Below are 23,722 nucleotides of genomic sequence, written 5' to 3' on the forward strand. Positions count from 1 at the left end.
TTATTTAAGGAGCGGTTTATGAGACCATTAGAAGGAATTAAAATCATAGATTTGAGCCAGGCCTATGCCGGACCGTTTGCCACACAAAATCTGGCGGATCACGGTGCGGAAGTAATTAAAATCGAAAGGCCCGGCGCTGGAGATCAAGTGCGCACATGGAAACCGATTAAAAACGGCGAAAGCGGATTTCATGTAATGCTTAACAGAAATAAAAAAGGCATGACTCTCGACCTAAAGCAGGAGGACGGAAAAGAAATACTAAGGAAACTTCTTGCGGATGCCGATGTAATTGTTGAAAATTACAAGCTTGGAGTTATGGATCGTCTTGGTTTTTCTTATGAGGAAATGAAAAAAATTAATCCCGGAATTATTTATGCCAATATTACGGGCTTTGGAATAAACGGGCCTCTTGCCGAACGCCCATGTTATGATATAGTCGCCCAAGCGATGGGCGGCATCATGGACGTTACGGGGCCGGCCGACGGGGAACCCACAAAAATAGGCCCGGCAATAGCCGACAGCTATACTGGGGCAATGTTATGCATAGGCATACTTATTGCCCTTTATCGAAGGGAAAAAACAGGAGAAGGATGCCATATTGACGTTGCCATGGTTGATACAATGATATCGGTTCTGGATCATTTCCTTATAGATTACACAATTAACGGCGAAATTAATTCAAGAAGCGGAAATAACGACCAGGCAATAGCGCCATTCGATTCGTTCAGGACAAAAAACGGCATGTGCGTCATTGCGTGCGGTACGGACGCTATGTTTGAAAAGCTTTGCGGTTTGATAGGACGACCGGATCTTTTAGAGGACGAAAGGTTTTCTACAAACGTAAATCGGTGTAATAACTATGGGGCTTTAAAACCGGAGCTTGAAGCGTGGACGTCTGAGAAATCTGAAAGCGAGCTTGAAAATATTTTAGTGAACGCCGGAATACCTTTCGGCAATATCCAAAACATGGAACAGCTTGCAAATAACCCTCAGACAAAAGCGCGCAATATGCTTTGGGAAGTTGATCAGCCGGGAATGGGGAAAGTTGTAGTTACAGGCACGCCAATTAAAATGTCCTATGAGGAAGATAAATTGATTAAGGCCGCCCCTTCTTTAGGAGAGGATAACGATATAATACTTAGCGCCCTTGGATATTCTCAAAACGATATTATTGGGCTTAAAGAAAAAGGCGTTATATAACGTTAATAAACGTTTATCAAATATAAACCCGTTTACAAAAACATATACGGCATGAAAATTCAATTTTTATGTATATTGGATTTGTTACGCTTGGCAGGAAAGTACAAATTCAAAAAACGCAAGCTCTGAAACCGGAACAGATATACAGTTAAACAGCCGCCGTTAAATTGGCGGCTGTCCGTTGTTCAAAAATATATTATAAAGGTTTCATTGTCATTTATCTTCAGTTTACAAGAACACACACGGGCCTCATAATTGAAAAATTTTTCGCAGTTCAAGGCGCATATGTGCCGACGTAGTATATGCAACACGAAAATGCAGAAAACTTTTCCTTACGCGGCATGCGTTCCCTTATAAACTGAAACTTACTTAATATCAAAGCAAAAGCTTTTAATTTTTATCTTTAAAAGTCAAGACCTTATATTGATAATTTTTCGGCTTCACAACGCCGTTCCTTTCTTAGGAATAAAAAAAGAACTTGTATCTGCCTTTTCCAAGTTCAGCAGCTTTATCTTTTTGTCTACTCCGCCTGCATATCCCGTAAGACTGCCGTTTGTCCCGACAACACGATGACACGGTACAATTATCGAAATTTTATTATGTCCAACCGCCCCTCCGACTGCTTGAGCCGACATGTGCCCACTCCCTCTTTCCAAAGCAAATTTTTTTGCAATTTCGCCATAAGTCATAGTATGGCCATATGGAATAGAACAAAGTATCTTCCATACTTCATTTTGAAAAACCGTTCCTGTAAAATGCAGGGGAATATCAAAATCCGGTTCTTTTCCCGAGAAGTAAATATCCAGCCAATGCTTAACTTTTTCAAACAAAGGTATTTCTTTTTCTTCGCACTCCCTGTCCAAATGCAGCGCAAAATATTTTTGTCCCTCAAACCATAATCCCGTTAAACCTACGTCATCCGCTGACAATAATATATCGCCGATAAAAGACTTATAGTTACTGATATACTGCATGCTTTTCTTCCCCCCTGTTCCAAGCCGCATTTAATTATACACATCATCTCAGCATCTGCCTATAACCCCAAAATAATAAATAATTATAACTGTATAATCTTCAAAATCACATTGCAATAATTCCTCGAAGACTTTGACAATGTTCATCAACATACCAACGCGGCGCAAAATTTTTCTTATTTTGTCTAATATAAATCCCATTCAATGTTTTGACTGTCATATAAATTGCGTTATACTCTTTAAGTTCTTTTCATTCTCCAACTTTTAAAAACAATCCCAGCTTTTGCTGTAACTAATTATTCAAACAGTTAAAATACCTTTTCTATTTCATAATCTTCTGTTTTTCATAATATAATCTTATTCGTTGAGGTATTTTCTTATCTCTGCCTATTATAATATCTTACTTGTCCAAAAAACTCCGCTCACTTTCGCTTCTTTTATCCTGCTGATTTGATATATTACAATTTTATCATAATAAATATGTACATACTACCACAAACTTATCAATTATTATCTAATCTTCCGATAGTTTCCGCTTACAAGGGCGCGCACGTCCCACTAAGAAAGATTTTCCGTATTTCCATACTGCACACGCCTGCCGCAGGCTCCGCCGTGCCGGCGTGTATACGCCTTGAACTGCAAAAAATTTTCCTTGTGAGGCCGGTTTCAACAGGCTCCAGAAGTGTAAGAGCGGGACAAAAGTGTGAAAACGCATCGGCTCTTACGTCAAGCGGCTTTAACACAGCTATTGCACCGCTAACGTGCGTTAAAACCGCGCGCGCTCTTGTAAAACCGAAACTGCTTTTTATATAAGAAAAATCATAAATATTCCGCTGTAACCTAAAACGATTTAAAAAATTATTGTCTTTTTTAATATTAAGGGGACTTTTGCGATGCAAAAGTCCCCTTTAACGTTCAATATGTATATTTTAATCAATATCTGTGTATCTAATTTCAATAATATCAGATACTTTATATTTTACCGCATTAGGCATGCCCGGAATAATTTCATCCGCATGTGCAATTACTTCATCCCTTGTTAAAACAGGAGCAGGTTCCTCAAGTTTTTCCCTTGATAAACCAACGCTTTCAAGTTCAATCCAAGCGCGTCGTGTAATATTATCAAAATCAATCGGCTTTCCATAAGCTTTAGCAAGGCATAAAAGCGCAGGCGAGCATCCTATATGGCGTCCCGGCACAAGTCCGATGTCAAGGGCACGCAGAGAATACTCCGCAAGAACAGACTTTGTTGAACAAATAGCAGGATAATCGCTCTTTACAGTCTTTGCATACACTCCGGAGTTATGCGCCGACATTCCGGCTTTATATGAACCGAGATTATCTCCTCCAAAAATTCTTCCATGACGCTCGCTTACAACCATTCCTATTCCGACAGACACTTCCGGACCTGCAACTCCGATTATAACTTCGCCGCCTTTCATAAGCTCAACCTGGCCAAAGAACGGAGCAAGAATTTCTGTCATCTCAACCATATTCATAACTTCCGAACCGCAGTTGTTGTTTGCAATACGGCCCGACATTGTCATATTTTCATTATTCGGTCCTCTGTTGCCGCGGTCTTCCCTGCTTGGCCCTCTATAAAGAGTTTTCCCTTTATATTCATCCATAAGCCACTGTTTCATGTGCGGTTCTTCTTCAATCATCTTATCCGAATACGGTATAGGGCTAATTGGAAGGAAACCGTAATTTTGATTAATCATGCCATGGTCTACAGAAGCTACGCCAACAACAGCGCCCGGCGCAACAATGCCGTCGCTTGTTACGGTAATTGCGTCATCCATATCCATAATATTTACAGCCGCACAGTCGTCCCCGAGAGCTTTGCCGACTGCTTTGCAAGCTTCTAAGTCTGTCAGCCCGCATGCTTTAACATCTTTTCTTTCAATAAAAATCCAGTTTAACGGAACTACGCCATTCGCAGCCCCCTGTGGGATAATACGGTATTTAAGTTTCACAGCGTCGTCCTCCTTTTTATCTTTTCATGTTGCTGCGGCGATCTATAATCTCTTCAACCCCAAAAAGATGGGTTTCAACCGTAGGCGCCGAAAGCATCATATTTTCAAGAATAACCTTCTTGCATGTTCCGTCTTCCGTAATGCCCTTTATAACAACAGTATATAATGTTTCAGGGTTATCAGGAGTAAGAACAACTTCTACTTTTTTAATATCTTTGTCTTCCGTTATATCGATAATTTCATCTTCTACGCGTCCGCATCTTAAAGAAGCCAGTTTAGCAGTCTTAACGTTTTCAAGCCCGCTTATTGCAACTTCCGTTTCCGGGCGGAGCTTTTTTGCAGCGTCTTTAACTTTTGAGTAAAAGTCCGGCAATCTTGTATGCATAAATTTCATCTCTAACACTCTCCTTTTACATTTTACATTTTATATTTTTATATTATATATATAGTTTAGTTTATTAAAACTATACAATTAGGGGACAAATTTTATTCTATTACGTTCCGTTACAACATTGACAGATACTGAAGAAAATTACCGAAAGCTATGGCAAGCCCGGTTCCTACAATGTCGCCGAAAAAACCGAGGAGTATACCGAACGAAATCCAGTTAGGGTTATGTGTCGCAGCAATAAGCGGCGCGGATGAAGTTCCTCCAATGTTTGCCGTAATAGCAACTTCCGCGGTAAACAAATCAAATTTGAATATTTTGGAAAAAAATATCCAAAGCGCAAACATAACTATAAGCATGATTATGCATACTACAAGAAATCCGGGAGCCTGTTTACACTGCATAAGGTCTGAGTACGACGCCGTCACACACATACATGCGTAAAGAAAAACATTTGCACATTCCGTCGCCCCATGAAGCTTCCGAACAGGAGTAACGCCCAATATAATACCGATAATAGAAGACAATACAACTCTCCATCCCGTTGCATTAAGGAATGTTACGGGCGGCAAATAAGGAATTAAAGAATTTATTGCCCAGGTACCGCACATTGCTATAGCAAAAAGCTTTAAATAATCGAGCATATCGCAGTTATTAACATTCGGATCTGTTTCTTCGGAAATCCTTCGGGCAATTTCATCCAAGCCGTCTGTATTGGCTTTCATAAATTTATTCCATTTGTCTTTTTTCGGAATAAGCGCCATCATAACCGACATGAAAATAGTAAACGCAAACGTAACCATCATTACACTGTAAGCATAATCCATGCCTTCAACGCCAAATACGCCGGCTACAGCCACCATATTAATCGTTTCGCCTATAAACGAACCTGTCGTAGCCGCAATACTTGCCCAGGCCCTTTCGGGAAGGAACCCTTTGCATATTAAATATGCTACCGTGAAACCTGCCATTATCGAAAGCGATGAAAGAAGGAACGCCATAATCATACGCGGTCCTAACTTAATAACTTTTCTTATGTCGCATGTAAGCATAAACATAATAAGCATCATAGGAAGGAAATTTTCATACATAAAGTTTTGCGCACTTTGTATACCCTCGGCCGAAGTGTCGTAAACTCTGAATGTCGCGCAAAACGCCATAAAAAGGAATATCCATATAATTGGCGGCAAAACCTGTACAACCTTGCTTTTTTCGTACTTCTTGCAGATCATAAATATGACTGCCATTGACGCGAATATAAATGCATAAAAACCCATTGCTGACGTAATCATAATTTATTCCACCCCTTTAACCCCTCATAAAAATCAGGAACAACCTATATACATGCCGAACATCATTCTGCCCTCCTTTATAAATATTTGTAAATATGTTTTATTGTTGACTATATTTTAACTTATTATTTGCACATAATATATAAACATATATCCATATTTTCTTGTTCATTTGCACATAAAAATTTCTTTTTAAGCCAAATTGTTTGTAACCCGAAATTTTAAAAGCCAGAGAAAAAGCCCCTTATTCAGGGGCTTCCCTAAAGAATATATAGGGGGCTATTATAAATATAATCGGGAGAAATTATATTTATAACAGGTGTTGTCATTATTAAATTTCCATAAATTTCCCAAAGAGGCATCCCCATTCACGCGGCTGAATAACAGGAGGCGTCCATGTTCCTACAACCGTTCCGTCATACGGGGCAAACAGTTCGTCAATAACGTCTCCGAATATGTTTGTCACATATCCAAGCCGTTCCCCTTTATCAACTTTATCAAATATATATTTTTCCGGGTGGTAGATACCCCCGTTTGTTACATGAAGATAGTCAACGTCCACAGAAACCGTATCCTGCCTGAATTGCGGAACAGGGCCGTCCGTCATTTTAATAAAATTCATAAGATTTATAATGCCGTTATGGCACATATTGTATATTTTTTCCCTTTCCTTAAAAATTGCCGCGTTTCCGCCCATTTCAAGGCATATATATGCAATCTTCATAGCTTCGGACAAATCCCTCATTGTAGCGCGGCTTCCCTCTTTTCCCCCGCCGGGATTGCAGAGCCATAAATATTTTGTCATAAAACACTTTGCCATATTAAGCGTAAGGTCGCCGAAAACGTCGTCTTTTTCAGGATTTGTATAGCATGCTATAGGTTCAATATAAAGCGTATTCCCTCCGCTGTGGAAAGTTACCCAGTAATTCGCATGTTCAACAAAATGTTTAACATACTTTGATATTATGTATGCGCTTACTTTTCCATGAACCTCATCGCCCGGAAAAACACGATTCATATCAGTGGCAGCGTAGTCGATGGAACTTGCCACCCGCTTTCCGATATTAAATCCTTCAAGGTTAAGATGTGGCACGCCTAAATATACCCCTTTTAATTTCATAGGATCGATCCCGTCGAATACATGGGCTATGGCTTCCGCCCCTTCAACTTCATCTCCGTGTATACCGCCGTCCATAAGGAGCGTAGGCCCTTCTTCTATTCCAACGGCAATAACATAAGGTATCCGCATCATCGAGCCGTCAGGCTTTGTACCAATGTCTAAAAATCCGCGTTTTTTTGTTCCGCGATGTTTTACGAGTTCTTCATAGTCAAATGTTTCATACTCCACCATAAAAACAGCTCCTTTTTAAATTTATTTTTAAAGTTTTAATTTCAAAACTTTAACTTTGCTCATAACTAAATAATAAATTATATAAGGCACATTTTAAACTATATTTTGTCACTGAAATAATGTGCGCCTGCACATTGGTTTTACTGAATATCAAAAAGCCTTTCAATTTTCATCGCCATCAGGAAAATAAATTTTCCCTCAACCGTAAGGGGATTTATACCTGTTATTTCTTCAATTTTTTTAAGATAGTTATTTACGGTGTTTCTATGTACATAAAAATTTTTCGCCACGGCAATTACACTGCCGTCATATTCAATATAGCTTTTAAGATATTCCGTAAAATTTAAGCTGTTTTCCCTGTCATATTTTTTAAGCTTGCCAATGGAGTCGTCATAAAACTCTTTTAAAAGCTCAGTATCGCCTACATCGGCAATAAGCTTATATATTCCCATTTTGTCATAGTACACAACATCGAAATCTTTCTTGGAGCTGAAATTAAGAAATTGATTAAGCCTTTTGAAATTTACCGAAAGCCTGTTAAGCATATCATTCTGTTTTCCCACAAACAGGGTTATTCTGTGATTAAAGAATCCTCCTGCCCCAATATTTTTCGATATATCGTCAACATATTTTTCGACGTCTCCTTTGTTGTAGTATGCAACCACAACGGCAATTTTCCTGTTATATGTGAACATAATCATTTTGGCGTCTCTTATTTTTGAGATTGAATTCTCAAACACCGTTTTAAGGCTTTTAAGCGCCATATCGGGAATTGTTTCAATTCCGTCATGCTGCGATTTTATTATTATTGGACAGTAATACATTTCCTCCGAAAATCCATACATACAAAGTTCGTTTATATGTTTATTAATATTGCCTGTGTTAAACACTATACTTTGAATAAGTTCAAATATACTTTTTTTATTTTTTTCATTCAAAATAAGTATTTTTGATATATCCCTGACAAGATCGCTCATAAGCACATCCCACGGCATTGTATAAAGCGGAAGATCTACTTTATTGCAAAAATTGATTATTTCGTCGTCTACTTTTTTTATATATTTACCGACATTAAGTATCAGCGCCGCTGTGCGCGCCTCATGAAGATTCTTTACATATTCTGCCAATTCCTCTTCGCACTTCATATTTATACCTGCCGTGATTACAATCTGATTAATATTTCTAAATTTTTCAGTATCATAGTCTTCAACCAGGCTTACCCAGTTTATATCGCTCCTGCACAGGCCTCCCTTCCCGGCAACAAGCCTTATTCTATAGGAAGACGGCAGCAAATTCATAATTTTTTCCACGGTAAGCGACATAAAACACTCCTCTCCTTTCATCCAAATATGAACGGTACTAATATTATTATAAATGAAATACTGAAATATTTAAATAATCACTTAACATATAAACACATAATATTATTGATTTTAATATCGTTTGCCTTTCTTCCTTAATTAATATATAAACGCATAAACTATTATGTATATACTCATCCATATACATTCCATACATATATAATCCTTTCAAAAATAAAAACACAGGCTTTAATACCTGTGTTTTTGGAAATAAAATATTGTTTTAAAGTCAGTTCAAAATTCTATCAAATCTGGGTTATGAGGTTTCCGTCTTTATCAAACTCAAGTTCAAACGGCTCTCCGATAATCGTAAGCTGCTCCCTTTGTTTCGCTTCGGGAATAAGGCTTTCCGAAATAAGTATATCTTCAATTTCAAGCGAATTCTTTAATATAATTATTTTAGGATTATTTTTATCCATATTCAAACATATCGCCATAGAAGTTTGAATACATTCCTTTTCATTTTCGGCAATAAGAGGAATCTTGTAAACCGAACTGTCATGATCCGTTACTGCATTCGGATATGTGTCGTCAAATGAAATCTGCCTGAAAAATTTCATTGTGGCAACATCGGCCCTTCCCATTCCTGTTGCATTTCCATGCGATTCCTCGCTAAGTTCAAAAATTCCCATCCTTTCCGATTTAATCCCTATCGGAAGCCTTGAGCGCCCCACAACATTAGGGTCCATTCCTCCGCCGCTGTAATTTTTTCCAATCTTTTCAAGAATAAGCACGTCGCAGCCTTCAAGGAATATTTTGCCCATGGCGGCTTTTGCCTCGTTAAGAAGCGCGGGTTCTTCAGACGGAATATCATTTGGCTGAAGGAACGCTATCTTATATGTTTTATCAAAGGCATTTTCCATCAACCCTATACCCATTAGTATATTTGCTTTTTTTATGATTTCCGAGCCTATATAGAAAAGCCTTTCAGGCATCGCATCGTCGCCTGCCGAATGCGCTACATACGCGCCTGCCTGCTTTCCGAGCCCGACAGTCATCATTTTCATTAAACCGCTTTCATATTTCCCCTTAAATCCTGTGTGCGCTTTAATTCTGTTAATAACGATTATGCCGTCGGCTTCATAAGCGTTTTTGTCGATTTGCACATCAACGTCTATTTCTTCGGCTCTTCCGATTTTGACCGTTTCCATTGATGAAATTATAGGGCAGCCTACGGTTTCTTCCGTTATTCCATATCCCTCCAAGATACCTTTCTGCCCCTGGGCCGTCGCTCCTCCGTGGCTTCCCATAGCGGGTATTACAAACGGTTCCGCTCCCAACTTTTTAACCTCGTCAACAACAGCTTTAGTTATAACAACAATATTCGATACTCCGCGGCTTCCGCTTGTTATGCAGATCCTCTGCCCGGCTTTGATTTTATCCTTAAATTCTTTCTTTGAAAAATTTTCGGCGATAACATCCTTTATTTCTTCCTCGGACAATTCATTGTGGGGAAAATACTGCTTAACCCTTACAAAACGAGGTATCTTTTCATTCTCAACTAAATGTGTTATTCCAGACATAACGGTTCCCCTTTTCAAATTTCAATTTTTATTCAGCATATGCTCATTGCGGCAAGAGCATAAATTTTTGCCGCTTCAACAAGCTCGTCAATATAAACCCATTCGTTCGCTTTATGTATACAATCAAGCGTACCCGGTCCGTACATCAGCGCCGGAACGCCTTTTTGATGGAATAAGCAGTTGTCCCCCGCGGCGATAAATCCGCCCAGCGGCGATGGTTTGCCGGTTATTTTCTTTGAATTTTCAACAAGGGCTTTCACAAGATCGCTTTTTTCATCTATACGGACGGCATTTGTCGTGCGGCTGCAAAAATTTACTTCGGCTTTAAAATTTTTGTCCTCTTCTTCAAGCTCTTCAATCATTTTCCTTATTCTTGCAAGCACGTCGTTGTAATCCTGCCCGGGAACAAAACGCCCGTCTATATTAAACGTACATAAATCTGCAACAACATTTACAGCGTTGCCGCCGTGGATATTTCCTATGCATAATGAACCGTCGCCGAGAAATTCGTCTCTATTAAACGGCACTCCTTCTTCATTGATTTTGTTTATAAGCTTTGCGGCATTTACAACAGCGTTAATCCCCAGCTGAGGCTTGCTTCCATGTGCCGTTACCCCGTATACCTTAACTTCAAACCACGCGCATCCCTTGTACGCAATTATTATTTTCATTTCGGTCTGTTCGGCATTTATGAAAAAATCTGGGTTTACAATTCCGGCATTTACAAGATAATCCATACCGTAAGGCCCGCCTATTTCTTCATCAACCGTAGCAATAAACTGCATTTCCCCGGCAAGTTCAATATCGCATTCCTTAACGGCTTTTAAAGCCATAAAGCACGCGGCAAGGCCGCCTTTCATGTCAGCCGCTCCGCGTCCGATAAGCTTTCCGTCCCTTATAGTAGGTATAAATCCGCCTTCGGTTTCCCAAGTTTTTTCATCGGCTGCCACAACGTCATAATGCCCGCCAAGCGCAAGCGTCCGTCCGCCCCCTTTGCCTTTATATGAAGCGACAAGATTGCATCCGCCCGGCGCAAGGGAATATTTTTCAGCCTTTATACCAAACTTTGCAAATTCTTCAATAAGATAATCGGCTTCTTTATTATACTGCTCATTTGAGTCGTCCCTTCCTGAAACGGAAGGAATACTTATAAGCCCGCTTGCAATCCTTACAATCTCACTGCGGTTTTTCTCAATGTAGTCAATAACTCTCTCGGCGTCTGTCACAAACAATCACCCCTTAAATATGCAAATTATCGGCACATCTTTTATATAAAGTATTTTATCACTGCCAACATAATTCAAAAACAAACAAACTCCCATTATTCTTTATGCATATGCACATAAAATATTGTTTTTTATTTTAATAAATTCAGCTATACGTTATAATATTAGATACGGAGGTGCAGATATGGGTATAACTGTTGAACAAATTATAAAAAAACTTCCTTCAAACTATAATATAACTCTTATTGCGGGAGAAAAAGGGATATATAAGGAAAATATCAGCTGGGTATCAGTTGTCGAGGACTTTTCCGGAAGATTTGTGCATGAGAACAAAATGATACTCACTTCATTTATAAACATAAAAAATCCCGACAATATTTTAGATATAGTAAAAATACTTCAATCCAAAAAAACCTCTGCTTTGATAATAAAAATCGGAAAATATATTGATAAAATACCTAAGGAAGTAATATTTTACTGCAATGAAGCGGGCCTTCCCCTTTATACAATTCCTTTGGACATAATGATGGTAGACATTGTAAAAGACATATCGCGCATATTAATTTATACAGGGAGCGAAAGAAAAAGCCTTTCCGATTTTATTAAATCAATAATATTAAATCCAAACAATATTAAATCCAAAATTAAAAACCTTAACGGCTATAATATTTCGTCAGAACAATTTTTTTGCCCAGTGGTAATTAAACCTGTCCTGCGATCATACAATCCCGACCTGCTTGACATATGCCTTAGGACAATAGTTGTAAGTTTAGATCATATCGCAGCCAAAAGCGAAGAGCTTAAAACAGCCGTATTTATTTATAATGAAACGGTTGTTTTAACGTTAATACATAACGGCGGAAACTTTGTCAACAATTTTATAAAAACTCTTAATGAAAACCTTATAATCAAGCTGGCAGATTATAAGGTTTATACATGTGTCGGCAGTTTAAACGGAAATATATTTAATCTTTCGCAAAACTTTAAAAAGCTTCTGCCGATGCTAAACGTTGCCGAAAGTACCGGCAATGAAATTTTATATTATGATAAAGCCGGAATATACAAACTTATCTCAACATCCAATGACATTAATATGCTGAAAGAGTTTTACAAAAGTTCAATAGGAATACTAATTGACTACGACGCCCAAAATTCCACTACTCTTTATGAATATCTTAGAGCGTATATCGAAACCGACGGAAATTTACTGGCCGTTGCAAAAAAATTCTTTGTGCATAGGAATACTGTTTCTAACCGCCTGAAAAAAGTTTATGAACTTACGGATATAAATCCGCTTACTTTGGAAGGAAAACTTATATTCCTTATTGCAATTAAAATAGAAAAACTATATTGTCTGTAAATTTTTTCTTTGTACAAAAAACTCATACAATATATAAAAAATGACAATGAGAATTTTCATTGTCATTTTAATCTTAAAAATATGTCTAGCCCTCTTTTAATAAATTGCCGCCGCTGCAAACGTCATCTGCCTGCTCCGTTAAAACAGGCATGCTGCCGGTTTCAAAGATTACGAGTCCTGCCTATACAATGTTAGCCGCCACAGTACACACAAAGCGCATATGCTTGTAAGATTGCGCGCAAAATTTCTAACGGTTCCGACAATCCAACGCATCATAACGCAAGGATGATTTTAATTTATTAATGCGTCTTTCTTGTTTTTTGGAATAACAGAAACAGATATATTAAACCATTTCAGATTTTTCTCCTAAGATTGCCATATTTTCTGTGAATTCAAGATTTTTGTATACATAAGTTTTTCCCCTTTTTCCTTCGGTGTTGCCGAAAAACTGTCTATACAGCATTCCGTTAAAACAGCTAAGCAAACATATTACTATAAATACAGGCGCTAATGATTTATTACTGCTTACCAGCTTAAATTTACAATGGCATACATGCTCAACATGGCAAATTTTTCTGTTCTTTTGCGTTGAAAACACTTGACTGAACTCTCAAATCTCTCTTTGGGGAACGCTCCACGCCACAACTCTCACACGGGTTGCACTTTTGCCTATGGGAAAGCCTGCTTACTTGTGTCTTGAATAACAAAAAATTTCTCCACACGGAGTCGAAGAATTGAGAAAAGCTCCAATAATTTAATATCAATGAAAAAGTATGCAGGCGCGCCGAAGCGCCGTAGAAGGCTTTAACACCGTTATTATGCCGTTAACGCTGTTTTCACCATGTATGACTTGTAAACTGAATGTAACTTTTCCATAAATATCTTATACAAATTCAGTCTATAGTTCTACATCTCCAAGTTTTTTTAATCACATTATTTTGTGGACATTGAAACTATTATATATAATATATCCAAAGCATTTTTCTGTCTAAGATCATATATAAAATTAAATTAACGCTTTCAGGACATCTGTATCTACAATATAACCTTTTATAATGACTTGAAAACTTTATCCTTTTTCTGGCATGCATCCGACATTTTTGCTATGGTTTTATTTACATTCTGCTAAAGTTATAATCAAAACCACTATAGTAAACTAGTTGTTTGCCCCCCTAGAAGGAGTATTGCGTGCCCCCTTAAAGGGGCATCGAAAAAAATATCATCACATTTATTTACACTGCAACCTATAAGCAGGTACTATAATTGAGAATACATTATGTTAATTAATATTGTATATCATTCATTTAATAATTAGTAAATCCATAGTAATTATCATTCAAAATAATATACCAAAGTATTTTATTTACCCCTAGTAAAACTAGGGGATTTGTTAAGTTAAAGCATCCAAATAAAAGGTTCTTCTATGAATAATGTTTTATCATAAAAGAACCTTTTCATAATATATTTACAGAAAAAATCTCACCCCCCATCAACGTGATATCATCCAAACGCAACATCAAAGAGCCATAGTTTATGGATTGACATATCTTTTTATACTATAATCTCATACAAAACAGGTATCTTTTGAAAACTAATTAAATTTCAAAAGATATTCAAAAGATACTATAGTACTCTAAATGCCACTGTTTTATAGAAAAATTCACTTATCTTTTAAAAACTATAGCCTTTTCAAAAGATATTCAAAAGATAGCGAAATGATAATACTAAAGAATGCGCTTTTTTAATATATCCATTACCATTTGTAATTGTGTTAAAAATTCTGTACTTTCAATACAAATCGTATATTTTGTTGAAGGACCTTTACCTACTTTAGCAATTAATTTCTTTTGTTCTAATACAGAAATTGCATTTCTAACACGATAGTCGGTATAACCCAATGCGGCTTTAATTGAAGTAACCGAATGTGCTTCATTGCTTTTAGCAATAAATTTTAAAACGCTTTTTTCTTCGGTTGACAAATTCGGGTATGAATCAACTAAATCAATATTCCATACTTTTATTTCAGTTTTTTCAATATTTGTAAAAACCTCTGGTCGTTTATATTCATTTTTTATAGCTGTTTTGTAAATTAAAGGTCCACCAAAACCTTGTCTTTCTGATACGCCTAATAATCTAAATAATTTCATTATTATTTCATTTCTTGGTCTAGAATCTCCACCCATCAAAAACTGTTCTTTTGTTACTAACATTTTTCCTGGGTTTGAAAAAACAAACCAACCATCATATACATCAATTTTTGTTGACGGAAAACCTTGAATATAGTCTGCGTGTGCTAAACAATTGACAAGGCATTCTCTAATCGTCTCATCAAAATCAGATACTGGTACTCTCTGTTGATTTTCATCAAGTTTAAAAGATTCTCTTAAAATCACCTTCATTTTTTCGTACACAATATTATAAAAATTATATATATTCATTTCGTAATCACTCGGCTCATCATCTGAAACACGATCTATCCATCTTTCATTATTACCCCTGCGATTAAAAAAGTCTAAATGGTAATGAGGACAAAGTTCTTTAATAGAGTTATATTTCCCTAAAAATAATACCGTTCCCTTTCTTATTTTTAAATCCCCTGAAATTCGATCTTTATAACATCCTCCAATTTCCATTAAAAAATCGATATTATCCATTTCAATGTATTTTTTTTTAGGGAATCGCTTATTTACCCTTTCTTTATAAGTAATAAGAGAATCTATATCTATATCTTCTATAGTGAAGTTTTCTGCGGGCAAACTATCATGCCCTGGCTGTGCATTCCTGACTAAAGAAAACAGTTCTTCTTTGCTAACTTTCCTGTCCCCATCCCCGGTACGAATCCAAGAATTTTCTAATTTGCCACTTATAAAAACAGGTTTCATATTTTCGGGAGCTTCCTTTACATATATTATTATTACAGTTTTTCCATCAATAGTATATGTATTTACATCTTCATTATTAATATTTCTATAACTTACTTTGTTACCGTTTGAAAGTTGATCCCATAAACTAGTTAATGTTTTCTCTACATTTCCAACACCAACGATTTCATTTTTCGGATTACCTTCTGATACCCCCAAAATTATCCAACCACCACTTGTATTTGAAAAAGATGAATAACTTTCCCAGAATGAGTTTGGTAATTCAGTAGCTCTTTTCAATTCAATATAGTATTTCTCATGCATATTAACCAACAGGTCTTTTAGTTTTTCAACATTATTGGTTTGTAAAATTTCTTTCATCGCACTTCTCCCTAATCACAAATTTAGATCTTATTTTAAATACTTCAAACTTCTACTAGAAAGACAATAGAAAATAGAAAAACTTTGCAGAAAGCTTATCTAACTTCCATAGGTATTTTTTAATATTGCTTTTCTACTGTATATGCCATAAATACACTCTATCTTAATCTATATTTATTATTTTACCACATAACCCTCTGTAAAATCAAAAAATTGATACAATTGCTGGTAGTTGTTTTTAACTCATAAACAGCTACTAATTTTTTCATCATCATGTATTTAATATTCTGTAAGCATCTCCTCAACTGTAAATCCTGAATTGAATGCTACTTCTATCTTCCTTGCATTTACTATATGAATATTCTGAATTAGCCGGCGCACCAGCTTATCGCCATATTCTGTCAGTATGCAGTTTGTTTTGTTCAGAAAGTCCTCGATATCTTCCATCTTTCTGCTCTTCTCGCCTCTGCTAGCTGCTTTGATCTGCTTCATTTCCAACGTTTCTATCTGTGCTGGGATCGCCTGATAGCGTTCCTCAAAGGCGGTTTTATCGCCGTTCTGCTGGGCTTGCTGCTGTATCAGTTCTGCCATGGCTTTCTGCAGTTTTTTCTTTTCTTCAGCATATTCCGAATCCTCTGTACCATGTGTCATGGCTGTGACTACATTTTTTCTGAATGTCAGGACAAAGTCACCTTTGTTTTCCAGCACTTGATTGATGGCGTGTAAAACTGCCCTATGTAATATGCTTTCCTCTATGGTTGGCGAATCTTTGCAGCATCTTGTCCCATTTCTCAGCCTATTTTCGCATCTCCATACCGCTTTCTTTTCTCCATATTTAGACCAGATTTATCTGCGGTACTCACAGCCGCACTCTTTTCAGAGGGTAATCTTGGATAAGGCGTATTTTCCACTATGCTTGCCCTTTGATTCGGTTTCCTGTTTACTGGATTTCTTATATATATTGGCTCGTTGGTGCAGTTCTTCCCGGACTTTATAGAATACCTCTCTTGGAATAATTTCCTCATGGGCATTTTCTACATAATACTTTTGAAGTTCCCCCTGATTCTCTTTTCGTGTTTTAGTCAGATAATCTATTGTAAATGTCTTTTGTGCCATAGCATCACCGATGTACTTTTCGTTAATCAAGATAGTACGAATTGAATTCACATTCCATCGGGTGTTGCCCCTGATAGTTTTGATACCCTCTTTAAGAACTCTGCCCACAAAGCCACCATGGTCTTTTGCCAGATCACGCTGTGCCTTATTCATATTTGCGTATTCTTCCGCCGACTCCAGAGTTCGGATGGTGACTTTGAGGCGTTCCTTCAGTTCATCGAACAGAATGGTTTTATTGACCCAGGTCTTTGCCTGGTGGCTGTTGCCGTATGCAAGAGATAAACTTCTCATTATCTGTCCCTCCTTACCTTCGGTGTCTGCCCATATTCAAAACGTGCCTGTCTTGCCACCTTGCGGGCATACATCACGTGGCCGTTCACGAAATCCTTATATCTGTACTTGCCATATTCATTGGTAAGCATAGGGATAATTTCATCGTCCATATCCTCACCAAAATGAGTAAAGAAACATCTCTCGCGTCTGTCGTTATAGGCAAAGAGGCACGGCTTGTGGGTATCTGGATGCAGACCGATGGTTACTTCGTTTTCATAGCAACCACCGCCGCCGTCATCTGTTTCCTGGCAGAAGATATACAAATCATCATCCATAGGGTCGCCAAAGCAGATGATACCTGCCCAACTGTCATGGTTCTGACCGTCACTGATTTTAGCAATGGCAGCATCACCCTCTGCCGTACCACGGATGCCTTTTCTCTTTACTTCAAAGAAACAATGGAAGTCCGGCAGATAGAAGTCCGGCAGATAATGTGTGACGTCACTTAAGACAATGCCTTCCAGCTCATACTCCCACGGGATACCAAGGGTATCAAAGAACACTGCTCAACGAGCCTCCAGGCGGGAACGGAACAAATATCCCTTATACTCGGTCCGTACTGCTTTAAATTCACTCATCAACGGACACCTCCTCACAGCTTTCGTTGAACCAACGGATGGTCAACTTTCTCTTCTTTGCGATACCGATTTCGTGTGCCATACCATCGGACACTCTGCTGCCGAACACCCAAAGTTCCGAGCAATTGCCAAGCAGCACATAATTGAAATGCATCGCATCACTGCGTTCCGCAGGGTTCTCATCACACATAAACCGCGTATAAAGAAGATGTGGTGTCATAGGGATTGCACCCTGTTTGTAGGCAAAACGGCTATATTTTTTTGCCTGTGCGGTGTTGAACTGCGTGTCCCCAGAATAAGGGCTGCACACATACACCATTGGTTTGTACTTTCTGAATTCGTCCATATCGAATCCTCCTTAAAAATTTAATAGGCAGAAGGACTTGTATCCCTCTGCCTACAAGCGAAGAATCCGATGAAATCGAACCCCCTAATTTTAATCTTTTTTATAAAAATCGCATTCGTACCCGTCTGCACGAAGAAGTAGTCACTTCGCCCAAGGCTGAGTCCTGCCCACCTGCTCACAAACGACATAGAGGAAAACCCTGCGGTCGCACTCGATGATGATTTCATCGTGAACGTGGGCAACGATATCGCAGTGGCTCAAGGTCTGAATGGCAAACATCAGAATATCCTTTGCGATTGCCTGTACCACATTTTCCGTGAATTTAGAACCGTAGCTTTCCAAACGCTCCCACTTCTTTGTTGCACCCACACCTTCATAGGTCACTGCCGCGCCTCCAAACTGATTTTCTCCCATACGTGGTTTCACATAAGCAAGCTGTCTGCCAGACGGAAGGGTCAGAAACAGAAAGCCACTCTGATAGTGAACTACAATGCCATGAGTTTCTGTTATGCTTTTTTCTTTCACGCTGGTCTTCACGGCACGGTCGATATCCCACCACAGCCTGGTTATCATCGGATTGGCATTTCTCCATGCAGATACAAGAGGCTGAAGTTCATCCTCCGTAAGGCTCATCTCAAGGGCACCCATCGCTTTTAAGGCACCAACCGAACCACCGTAACCGAGGGCAAGTTCTGCGATTTTGCCTTTTTGACGGAGGTGTCCGTTCACACCGTGTTTTTCCACCGGAACACCAAACATCTGACTGGCACTGCTGCAATAAATGTCTTTGCCTTCCTCAAATACACGAAGACGCCTCTCTTCTCCCGCAAGCCACGCAAGAACTCTCGCCTCAATAGCAGAAAAGTCGGCTACGATAAATTTTCTGTCATTTTGTGGCACAAAAGCCATGCGGATAAGCTGTGACAGGGTGTCGGGGATATCTTCATATAAAAGTTCCAGAGCATCATAATTTCCGCTACGCACAAGACCACGAGCCTCTGCCAGATCTTCCATGTGGTTTTGAGGCAGGTTCTGTAACTGAATCAGCCTTCCCGCAAATCTTCCGATTCGGTTGGCTCCGTAGAATTGAAACATACCTCTTGCACGGTTATCCCTGCACACGGCATTTTCCATCGCTGTATATTTTTTCACGCTACTCTTGGCAAGCTGTTGACGTAAGGAAAGAACATCGGTAATATCCTGTGGCGCCGTTTTGATTGCCTCCGCCACTTCCTTTTTGCCAAGGCTCTCCATCTCCATACCGTTATCCGACAGCCACATCTTCATCTGCTGCACGGAGTTGGGATTGTCGAGATTTGTCATATCCTGCATTTTGGAGGTTAGATGGTCACGGCTTATGCTGTCGATTTCGATTGCCTCTTTCACAAGCACCATATCCACACCAATGCCACGGTCATTGATTTCTTCGCTCACATGGTATTCGCTCCAAATTTTATCCGGCACAGGAAAACGGGACAACTTTGCCTGTATGCCCATCTCCGTTTCCACGTCACGGAGGTTGTATGCCTTAAACTGCTGCCATTTTTCCATATCATACTGCGGCAGATTTCTTGTGCGACCTCAGTTTACCTTGGTCGGCGCACAGGGAACGCAGAAATATTTGATTAAGGATTTACCCTCGGTCAGCTTCTGCTTTTCCAGTCCAAGAACCACACCGACACCTTCAAGGGAAAGAGGCAGACCCAGGGTTGCCGACCAAATCATGGTACAGTGCCAGCTTGCTGTATTTAAGTAACGGGCGCACTCCTGCGACAGCGGATGATTGTCATGGAACGGGTCAAGGCTTACACCTAAATCCGATAAGTACCTGGATAGACACACCCTCTCAAAAGCAGCATTAAAAGCAGTTTTTATAACAGCATCATCGGTCAGTGCCTCAATAATCTCTGCCGGGATTTTCTCCCCACAGGCAAGGTCGACCACCTGCACCGCTCCGCCGTCCACGGCATAGCCAAACAGCAATATTTCAAAATCCTCGCTCTCTGCATATTTGTAAACTCCACATTTTTGCAGATTGACCGAGGAGAAGGTTTCAATATCAATACTCAATGTTTTCATAGCACATTCCTTTCTATGAAAAGGCGGCAGAAGAATATCCTCCGCCGCTCGTCATGTTTACTCGGTCACATCATCATTCTGTGCAGCCTTTTTCTGCTTACGCTTTTCACGGAAGGCTTTGACCTTCTTTACAATAAAGCGGATAACCTCACATACCGTCCACACGATGCCATTGATGGCAAGACCGTAGAGCAGGCAGAAAAGCACAATCACATCGACCTGTTTCATAAATTCGTATAATTCGTTCATATCGTTTTACCTCGTATTTCGTAATTTTCGTTTGAGGCAGACGGTGGTATTTCACACCGCCTGCCGGGGGGTACACTTATGCCAAGAAATCGTCATCCTCAACAGTGGTGAAATCATCGGTTGCGGAAGTACGGCCGCCAAGATACTCACCGTCACGGATTTTCTGGATATTGCCGAGACCGCAGGCAACGCCACGATTTCCGTTAGAGTTGAATGCATAGAAGTTCAAAGACACTCTCGCATAACAACCGGAGTAGACCTCATCACGGTCAAGGATAGGCTTTACAGCCTTGTCCACAATTTGAGGAGCCGTAGTGCTGTTGGCATTTACAAAGTAATGACCCTTGTAAGCCTCGTCATCTCTTTCAACATCGCCGTCACGAAGAGGCAACTTGATAGCACCCTTGTTAGGCTTCTTGCCGCCGAACTTGGCGATGCCTTCCTCAATCGCAGCATCCACAGCAGCGTTGATAGCGTTGATGGTTTCAGTGTCGTCCTTCGGAATCAGCACGGATACGGAATATTTCTCTGCGCCGCCATTGATGCTGACAGGCTCCCAACCGTGGAAGTAAGAAAGACGAGTGTTCTTGCCAGTGATAACCTTAGTTCTGTTTACGTTTGCCATAATTTTAATCCTCCATAATTTCATTGAATTCGTTTTTTGCGTCTGATACATTCATTGCCTGCCTCTTATCCGAAAGGGGAACGAGGGTAGGCTTTCCGGGTGGTTTGATAACGAGGTCGCCCAGGATTTCCTCGAATTTTTTCTTGCCCATCAGCTTCTGCATTTCTGTCAGCGTGATAAGACTCTGACGGTAAATGTCCGTGTAACCGTGTTCCTTGGCTGCTGTCGCCACCGCATCCTCATCCGAGAACTTACGGTTAGAACGACCTTCTACAACCTTAAACCCGCTCCACTCTTTACCGTGGTTTAGTGCCGCCTCCAGGGCATAGGCACTGATTTCGTTTGCCCACTTGGTGATATCCGGTAACATTGGAAGAATGGATTCAACCTCTTCATCAGTAAGTAAAGGTGGTAGCTTGAATTCTTCCTCTGCAATACGGAGTTTTTCTGCTGCCCTTGCACGGCACTTGACCGCTGCACGGCGGAACTGACACCACTCTCCGGGGCAATATTCGCCTTCGCCCTTGGCAGCCATCTGTGCCTTGGGTTTCAGTTCGTTTTCCGCCCAATCTTTCAAATCCTCCACGGATACCGTCCATGTCTGAACATTCTCCCTGCGGGGTTGGAAAATCGAAAGGGAAACTTCCTTGATGTCATACAGGCTTTCATAGGTACTGAGTGCTGCGATACCGTAACACTTCAGCTGCGAATTTTCCTCTGCGTCAACGAGTACACCAAGTCCGTATTTCATATCGATAATGTGGAGACTGTTATCCGAGACGATGAGGCAATCCGCCGTTCCGTATGCGCCTGGAACATAATCGGAGAGGTCAACCTTCTGCTCAATCAGCACCAAGGGGTCAGGGCAGGTCTGCTTTGCTTTTTCAAGCTGTTCTAATACAAACTCCACATAGCCGTCAGAGTGTTCTTCCATCTCATCGGTGTTAAATGCGGAAACGGGTCTTTTACTGCGTCTGCGGAGCGCCTTCTTCAGCTTGTGTTCGCACAGTGCATGAAAGGCGGTACCTTCTTCGGCAGCGTTACTGCTCTTGTTTTCAAACTCCGTTTCCAGGACTGCACTCGGTGTACACGATAACCACCTGTGGGAACTGGAAGGAGAAAGAAGTGCGTGATTACCCATTTCCAAGCACCTCCGCATCCTTAATGAGGTCTGCGTAATGCTTCGGGTCCACATCCGACAGCTTGCTGCCGCCGTACTTGGTAATCAGACCCTTTACCTCGGCTGTCATACCGTTCTGCGTCTTAACCGCAAGCACGGCACGGACATCTGCCAAAGTAGGCACTTTTTCTGCTATCTGTTTTGCGGGTTGTCCTGTTTCGACAGGCTTCGACACTGCCTTGGCTTCTACGAAGATTTCCTGGCTGTCGGCAAATGCGTAAGCCACAGCCTCCAGTCCGTCTGCCAACGAGTGCATCAGCTTCACCACATCAAGGAGCAGATTAAATTTGTTTGCGTTTGTCATGGTTCTCGCCTCCTTTCAGTTCGTGAATCTCGACGGTCTGCACCGAATCGCCTGGAGAGAGAACCAGAACGCTGACCTGCTGACCGAAGAGAAAATCAAGTATTCTCTTGCGAATCTGCATCGTTCCGCTTCGGACTACCGGAGAAGGTGTGCCGCCGGGTTTTGCAATGTTGATACATACCTTGTGTTTAATTCCCATTGCACTTGGCTCCTTTCCGAGGAGTTTTTCTCACCCCTCTGTCCATAAGCGAAAAATGAGGGGGAATCGAACCCCCTCAAATGAAAATTTTTAGATTTTCTTTTTCAATGCCGCATAAATCTTCGTTAAGCGGTTACGGATAGCCGCTTCAGTAACACCTTCTTCTGCTGCAATATCCACATTGGTCATGCCTCGATAAAACTTCTTAACCACGGTATCCTTCTGCTTGTCCGTAAGCTGTGATAAAGCAACCTTCAGCTTTTCAATCTGAAGAGAACGCTCCTCGTTTGCGATGGAGGTCAGAATCTGCTGCAAAGGATTGTAGGTTTCATCTTCAAAATACGGGTTGCGGTCATCCGCATCGTCACCGTCCCCATCGTGGTAGCCGTCATAGTGAACCGGACAATGATATTCCTCATGGCGTTCTGCATCCACATCATCGTCATCCCAATCATGGAGCATAGTAATGAGGCTTTCGGTTACTGCCTTGCCATCTTCGCCAACCATCCCAGGAGTAATGACAATCGGCTTTCCTTCTGCTGTGTAATAAATGTAATTGGTGCGGTTCTTCGCCGCTGTTTTGAACTTTCTCATATAAAGTCCCTGCCTTTCTTTTCCGCCCGATTGGGTGGCGGCAGGGACACAAAAAGAGCCGATGTGATGGTACACACCGACTCTGATACCGAAAATGGGCATGACAAAGCACGGTGGGTACATCTGCGGTCAGTCCACGGCTATACCGTGAATTTGACTCTTGATGTATCCCGCCGCCTTAAGGTCGACCACTTCGGGCATTGGAATAATGTTTCTGACAATCTCC

The 23,722-nt window shown here is 40.2% G+C and carries 21 protein-coding genes and 1 pseudogene; 2 read left to right on the forward strand and 20 right to left on the reverse strand.

Annotated features, from left to right (window positions below):
* Positions 1-18: 18 nt before the first annotated feature.
* On the forward strand, positions 19-1,200 hold the full coding sequence (locus NE664_02905) for a CoA transferase (GenBank protein ID MCQ4725611.1): 1,182 nt from the start codon (positions 19-21) through the stop codon (positions 1,198-1,200).
* A 440-nt stretch (positions 1,201-1,640) separates the two neighbouring features.
* Here the strand turns inward: NE664_02905 and NE664_02910 are convergent, their stop codons facing one another.
* The 8 genes from NE664_02910 to NE664_02945 all read right to left on the reverse strand — a co-directional run bounded on the left by NE664_02910 (position 1,641) and on the right by NE664_02945 (position 11,291).
* On the reverse strand, positions 1,641-2,174 hold the full coding sequence (locus tag NE664_02910; protein MCQ4725612.1) for a methylated-DNA--[protein]-cysteine S-methyltransferase: 534 nt from the start codon (positions 2,172-2,174) through the stop codon (positions 1,641-1,643).
* Positions 2,175-3,103: 929 nt separating this feature from the next.
* On the reverse strand, positions 3,104-4,150 hold the full coding sequence (locus NE664_02915) for a hypothetical protein (protein ID MCQ4725613.1): 1,047 nt from the start codon (positions 4,148-4,150) through the stop codon (positions 3,104-3,106).
* A 16-nt stretch (positions 4,151-4,166) separates the two neighbouring features.
* Positions 4,167-4,544: a hypothetical protein gene (locus NE664_02920; protein ID MCQ4725614.1), complete on the reverse strand. Its 378-nt coding sequence runs from the start codon at positions 4,542-4,544 to the stop codon at positions 4,167-4,169.
* A 110-nt stretch (positions 4,545-4,654) separates the two neighbouring features.
* Positions 4,655-5,830, reverse strand: a complete 1,176-nt coding sequence (locus NE664_02925) for a DUF819 family protein (protein ID MCQ4725615.1) — start codon at positions 5,828-5,830, stop codon at positions 4,655-4,657.
* 331 nt (positions 5,831-6,161) lie between these two features.
* Entirely contained in the window at positions 6,162-7,181 is a 1,020-nt protein-coding gene (locus tag NE664_02930; protein MCQ4725616.1) for a succinylglutamate desuccinylase/aspartoacylase family protein, read from the reverse strand.
* Positions 7,182-7,321: 140 nt separating this feature from the next.
* Positions 7,322-8,503 carry a PucR family transcriptional regulator ligand-binding domain-containing protein gene (locus NE664_02935; protein ID MCQ4725617.1) on the reverse strand — a complete coding sequence of 394 codons (1,182 nt, stop codon included), beginning with the start codon at positions 8,501-8,503 and terminating at the stop codon, positions 7,322-7,324.
* 284 nt (positions 8,504-8,787) lie between these two features.
* The gene (locus NE664_02940) at positions 8,788-10,065 is read right to left on the reverse strand and encodes a DUF362 domain-containing protein (protein ID MCQ4725618.1); all 1,278 of its coding nucleotides are present in this window, start codon (positions 10,063-10,065) and stop codon (positions 8,788-8,790) included.
* 32 nt (positions 10,066-10,097) lie between these two features.
* Positions 10,098-11,291 carry a M20 family metallopeptidase gene (locus NE664_02945; protein MCQ4725619.1) on the reverse strand — a complete coding sequence of 398 codons (1,194 nt, stop codon included), beginning with the start codon at positions 11,289-11,291 and terminating at the stop codon, positions 10,098-10,100.
* 184 nt (positions 11,292-11,475) lie between these two features.
* On the opposite strand from NE664_02945, the gene NE664_02950 reads away from it, so the two are divergent.
* A complete protein-coding gene (locus tag NE664_02950) occupies positions 11,476-12,651 on the forward strand; it encodes a PucR family transcriptional regulator ligand-binding domain-containing protein (protein MCQ4725620.1) in 1,176 nt (391 codons plus the stop codon).
* A gap of 1,724 nt (positions 12,652-14,375) precedes the next feature.
* Here NE664_02950 and NE664_02955 read toward each other — a convergent pair.
* From NE664_02955 to NE664_03010, 12 genes and pseudogenes are all read right to left on the reverse strand, one after another.
* Positions 14,376-15,893 (reverse strand): putative DNA binding domain-containing protein, encoded by a 1,518-nt coding sequence (locus tag NE664_02955; protein MCQ4725621.1) that lies wholly within the window; start codon positions 15,891-15,893, stop codon positions 14,376-14,378.
* A gap of 279 nt (positions 15,894-16,172) precedes the next feature.
* The gene (locus tag NE664_02960; protein MCQ4725622.1) at positions 16,173-16,544 is read right to left on the reverse strand and encodes a hypothetical protein; all 372 of its coding nucleotides are present in this window, start codon (positions 16,542-16,544) and stop codon (positions 16,173-16,175) included.
* A 225-nt stretch (positions 16,545-16,769) separates the two neighbouring features.
* Positions 16,770-17,300 carry a recombinase family protein gene (locus NE664_02965; GenBank protein ID MCQ4725623.1) on the reverse strand — a complete coding sequence of 177 codons (531 nt, stop codon included), beginning with the start codon at positions 17,298-17,300 and terminating at the stop codon, positions 16,770-16,772.
* Positions 17,300-17,845 (reverse strand): hypothetical protein, encoded by a 546-nt coding sequence (locus tag NE664_02970; protein ID MCQ4725624.1) that lies wholly within the window; start codon positions 17,843-17,845, stop codon positions 17,300-17,302. The genes NE664_02965 and NE664_02970 overlap by 1 nt, the downstream gene beginning before the upstream one ends.
* A 67-nt stretch (positions 17,846-17,912) precedes the next feature.
* Positions 17,913-18,266: a hypothetical protein gene (locus NE664_02975; protein MCQ4725625.1), complete on the reverse strand. Its 354-nt coding sequence runs from the start codon at positions 18,264-18,266 to the stop codon at positions 17,913-17,915.
* A gap of 141 nt (positions 18,267-18,407) precedes the next feature.
* Positions 18,408-20,345, reverse strand: a pseudogene (locus tag NE664_02980) (DNA polymerase).
* Between the two features lie 57 nt (positions 20,346-20,402).
* Positions 20,403-20,594: a hypothetical protein gene (locus tag NE664_02985; GenBank protein MCQ4725626.1), complete on the reverse strand. Its 192-nt coding sequence runs from the start codon at positions 20,592-20,594 to the stop codon at positions 20,403-20,405.
* A 76-nt stretch (positions 20,595-20,670) separates the two neighbouring features.
* The gene (locus NE664_02990; GenBank protein ID MCQ4725627.1) at positions 20,671-21,219 is read right to left on the reverse strand and encodes a DUF2815 family protein; all 549 of its coding nucleotides are present in this window, start codon (positions 21,217-21,219) and stop codon (positions 20,671-20,673) included.
* 4 nt (positions 21,220-21,223) lie between these two features.
* A complete protein-coding gene (locus tag NE664_02995; GenBank protein MCQ4725628.1) occupies positions 21,224-22,360 on the reverse strand; it encodes a DUF2800 domain-containing protein in 1,137 nt (378 codons plus the stop codon).
* A complete protein-coding gene (locus NE664_03000; GenBank protein ID MCQ4725629.1) occupies positions 22,353-22,703 on the reverse strand; it encodes an rRNA biogenesis protein rrp5 in 351 nt (116 codons plus the stop codon). The genes NE664_02995 and NE664_03000 overlap by 8 nt, the downstream gene beginning before the upstream one ends.
* Entirely contained in the window at positions 22,681-22,902 is a 222-nt protein-coding gene (locus tag NE664_03005; protein MCQ4725630.1) for a hypothetical protein, read from the reverse strand. Before NE664_03005 ends, NE664_03000 begins: the two co-directional genes overlap by 23 nt.
* Before the next feature lie 90 nt (positions 22,903-22,992).
* Positions 22,993-23,496, reverse strand: a complete 504-nt coding sequence (locus NE664_03010) for a sigma-70 family RNA polymerase sigma factor (GenBank protein ID MCQ4725631.1) — start codon at positions 23,494-23,496, stop codon at positions 22,993-22,995.
* Positions 23,497-23,722 lie beyond the last annotated feature (226 nt).

Source organism: Anaerotignum faecicola (genome assembly GCA_024460105.1).
Taxonomy (GTDB): Bacteria; Bacillota; Clostridia; order Lachnospirales; family Anaerotignaceae; genus JANFXS01.

Coding starts and splice junctions, on each gene's coding strand:
- NE664_02990 (MCQ4725627.1), bottom strand. CDS start 21,219: ATGGCAAACGTAAACAGAACTAAGGTTATCACTGGCAAGAACACTCGT.
- NE664_02925 (MCQ4725615.1), bottom strand. CDS start 5,830: ATGATTACGTCAGCAATGGGTTTTTATGCATTTATATTCGCGTCAATG.
- NE664_02920 (MCQ4725614.1), bottom strand. CDS start 4,544: ATGAAATTTATGCATACAAGATTGCCGGACTTTTACTCAAAAGTTAAA.
- NE664_02950 (MCQ4725620.1), top strand. CDS start 11,476: ATGGGTATAACTGTTGAACAAATTATAAAAAAACTTCCTTCAAACTAT.
- NE664_02960 (MCQ4725622.1), bottom strand. CDS start 16,544: ATGACACATGGTACAGAGGATTCGGAATATGCTGAAGAAAAGAAAAAA.
- NE664_02940 (MCQ4725618.1), bottom strand. CDS start 10,065: ATGTCTGGAATAACACATTTAGTTGAGAATGAAAAGATACCTCGTTTT.
- NE664_02965 (MCQ4725623.1), bottom strand. CDS start 17,300: ATGAGAAGTTTATCTCTTGCATACGGCAACAGCCACCAGGCAAAGACC.
- NE664_02985 (MCQ4725626.1), bottom strand. CDS start 20,594: ATGAACGAATTATACGAATTTATGAAACAGGTCGATGTGATTGTGCTT.
- NE664_02935 (MCQ4725617.1), bottom strand. CDS start 8,503: ATGTCGCTTACCGTGGAAAAAATTATGAATTTGCTGCCGTCTTCCTAT.
- NE664_03000 (MCQ4725629.1), bottom strand. CDS start 22,703: ATGACAAACGCAAACAAATTTAATCTGCTCCTTGATGTGGTGAAGCTG.
- NE664_02905 (MCQ4725611.1), top strand. CDS start 19: ATGAGACCATTAGAAGGAATTAAAATCATAGATTTGAGCCAGGCCTAT.
- NE664_03010 (MCQ4725631.1), bottom strand. CDS start 23,496: ATGAGAAAGTTCAAAACAGCGGCGAAGAACCGCACCAATTACATTTAT.
- NE664_02930 (MCQ4725616.1), bottom strand. CDS start 7,181: ATGGTGGAGTATGAAACATTTGACTATGAAGAACTCGTAAAACATCGC.
- NE664_03005 (MCQ4725630.1), bottom strand. CDS start 22,902: ATGGGAATTAAACACAAGGTATGTATCAACATTGCAAAACCCGGCGGC.
- NE664_02975 (MCQ4725625.1), bottom strand. CDS start 18,266: ATGGACGAATTCAGAAAGTACAAACCAATGGTGTATGTGTGCAGCCCT.
- NE664_02910 (MCQ4725612.1), bottom strand. CDS start 2,174: ATGCAGTATATCAGTAACTATAAGTCTTTTATCGGCGATATATTATTG.
- NE664_02955 (MCQ4725621.1), bottom strand. CDS start 15,893: ATGAAAGAAATTTTACAAACCAATAATGTTGAAAAACTAAAAGACCTG.
- NE664_02995 (MCQ4725628.1), bottom strand. CDS start 22,360: ATGGGTAATCACGCACTTCTTTCTCCTTCCAGTTCCCACAGGTGGTTA.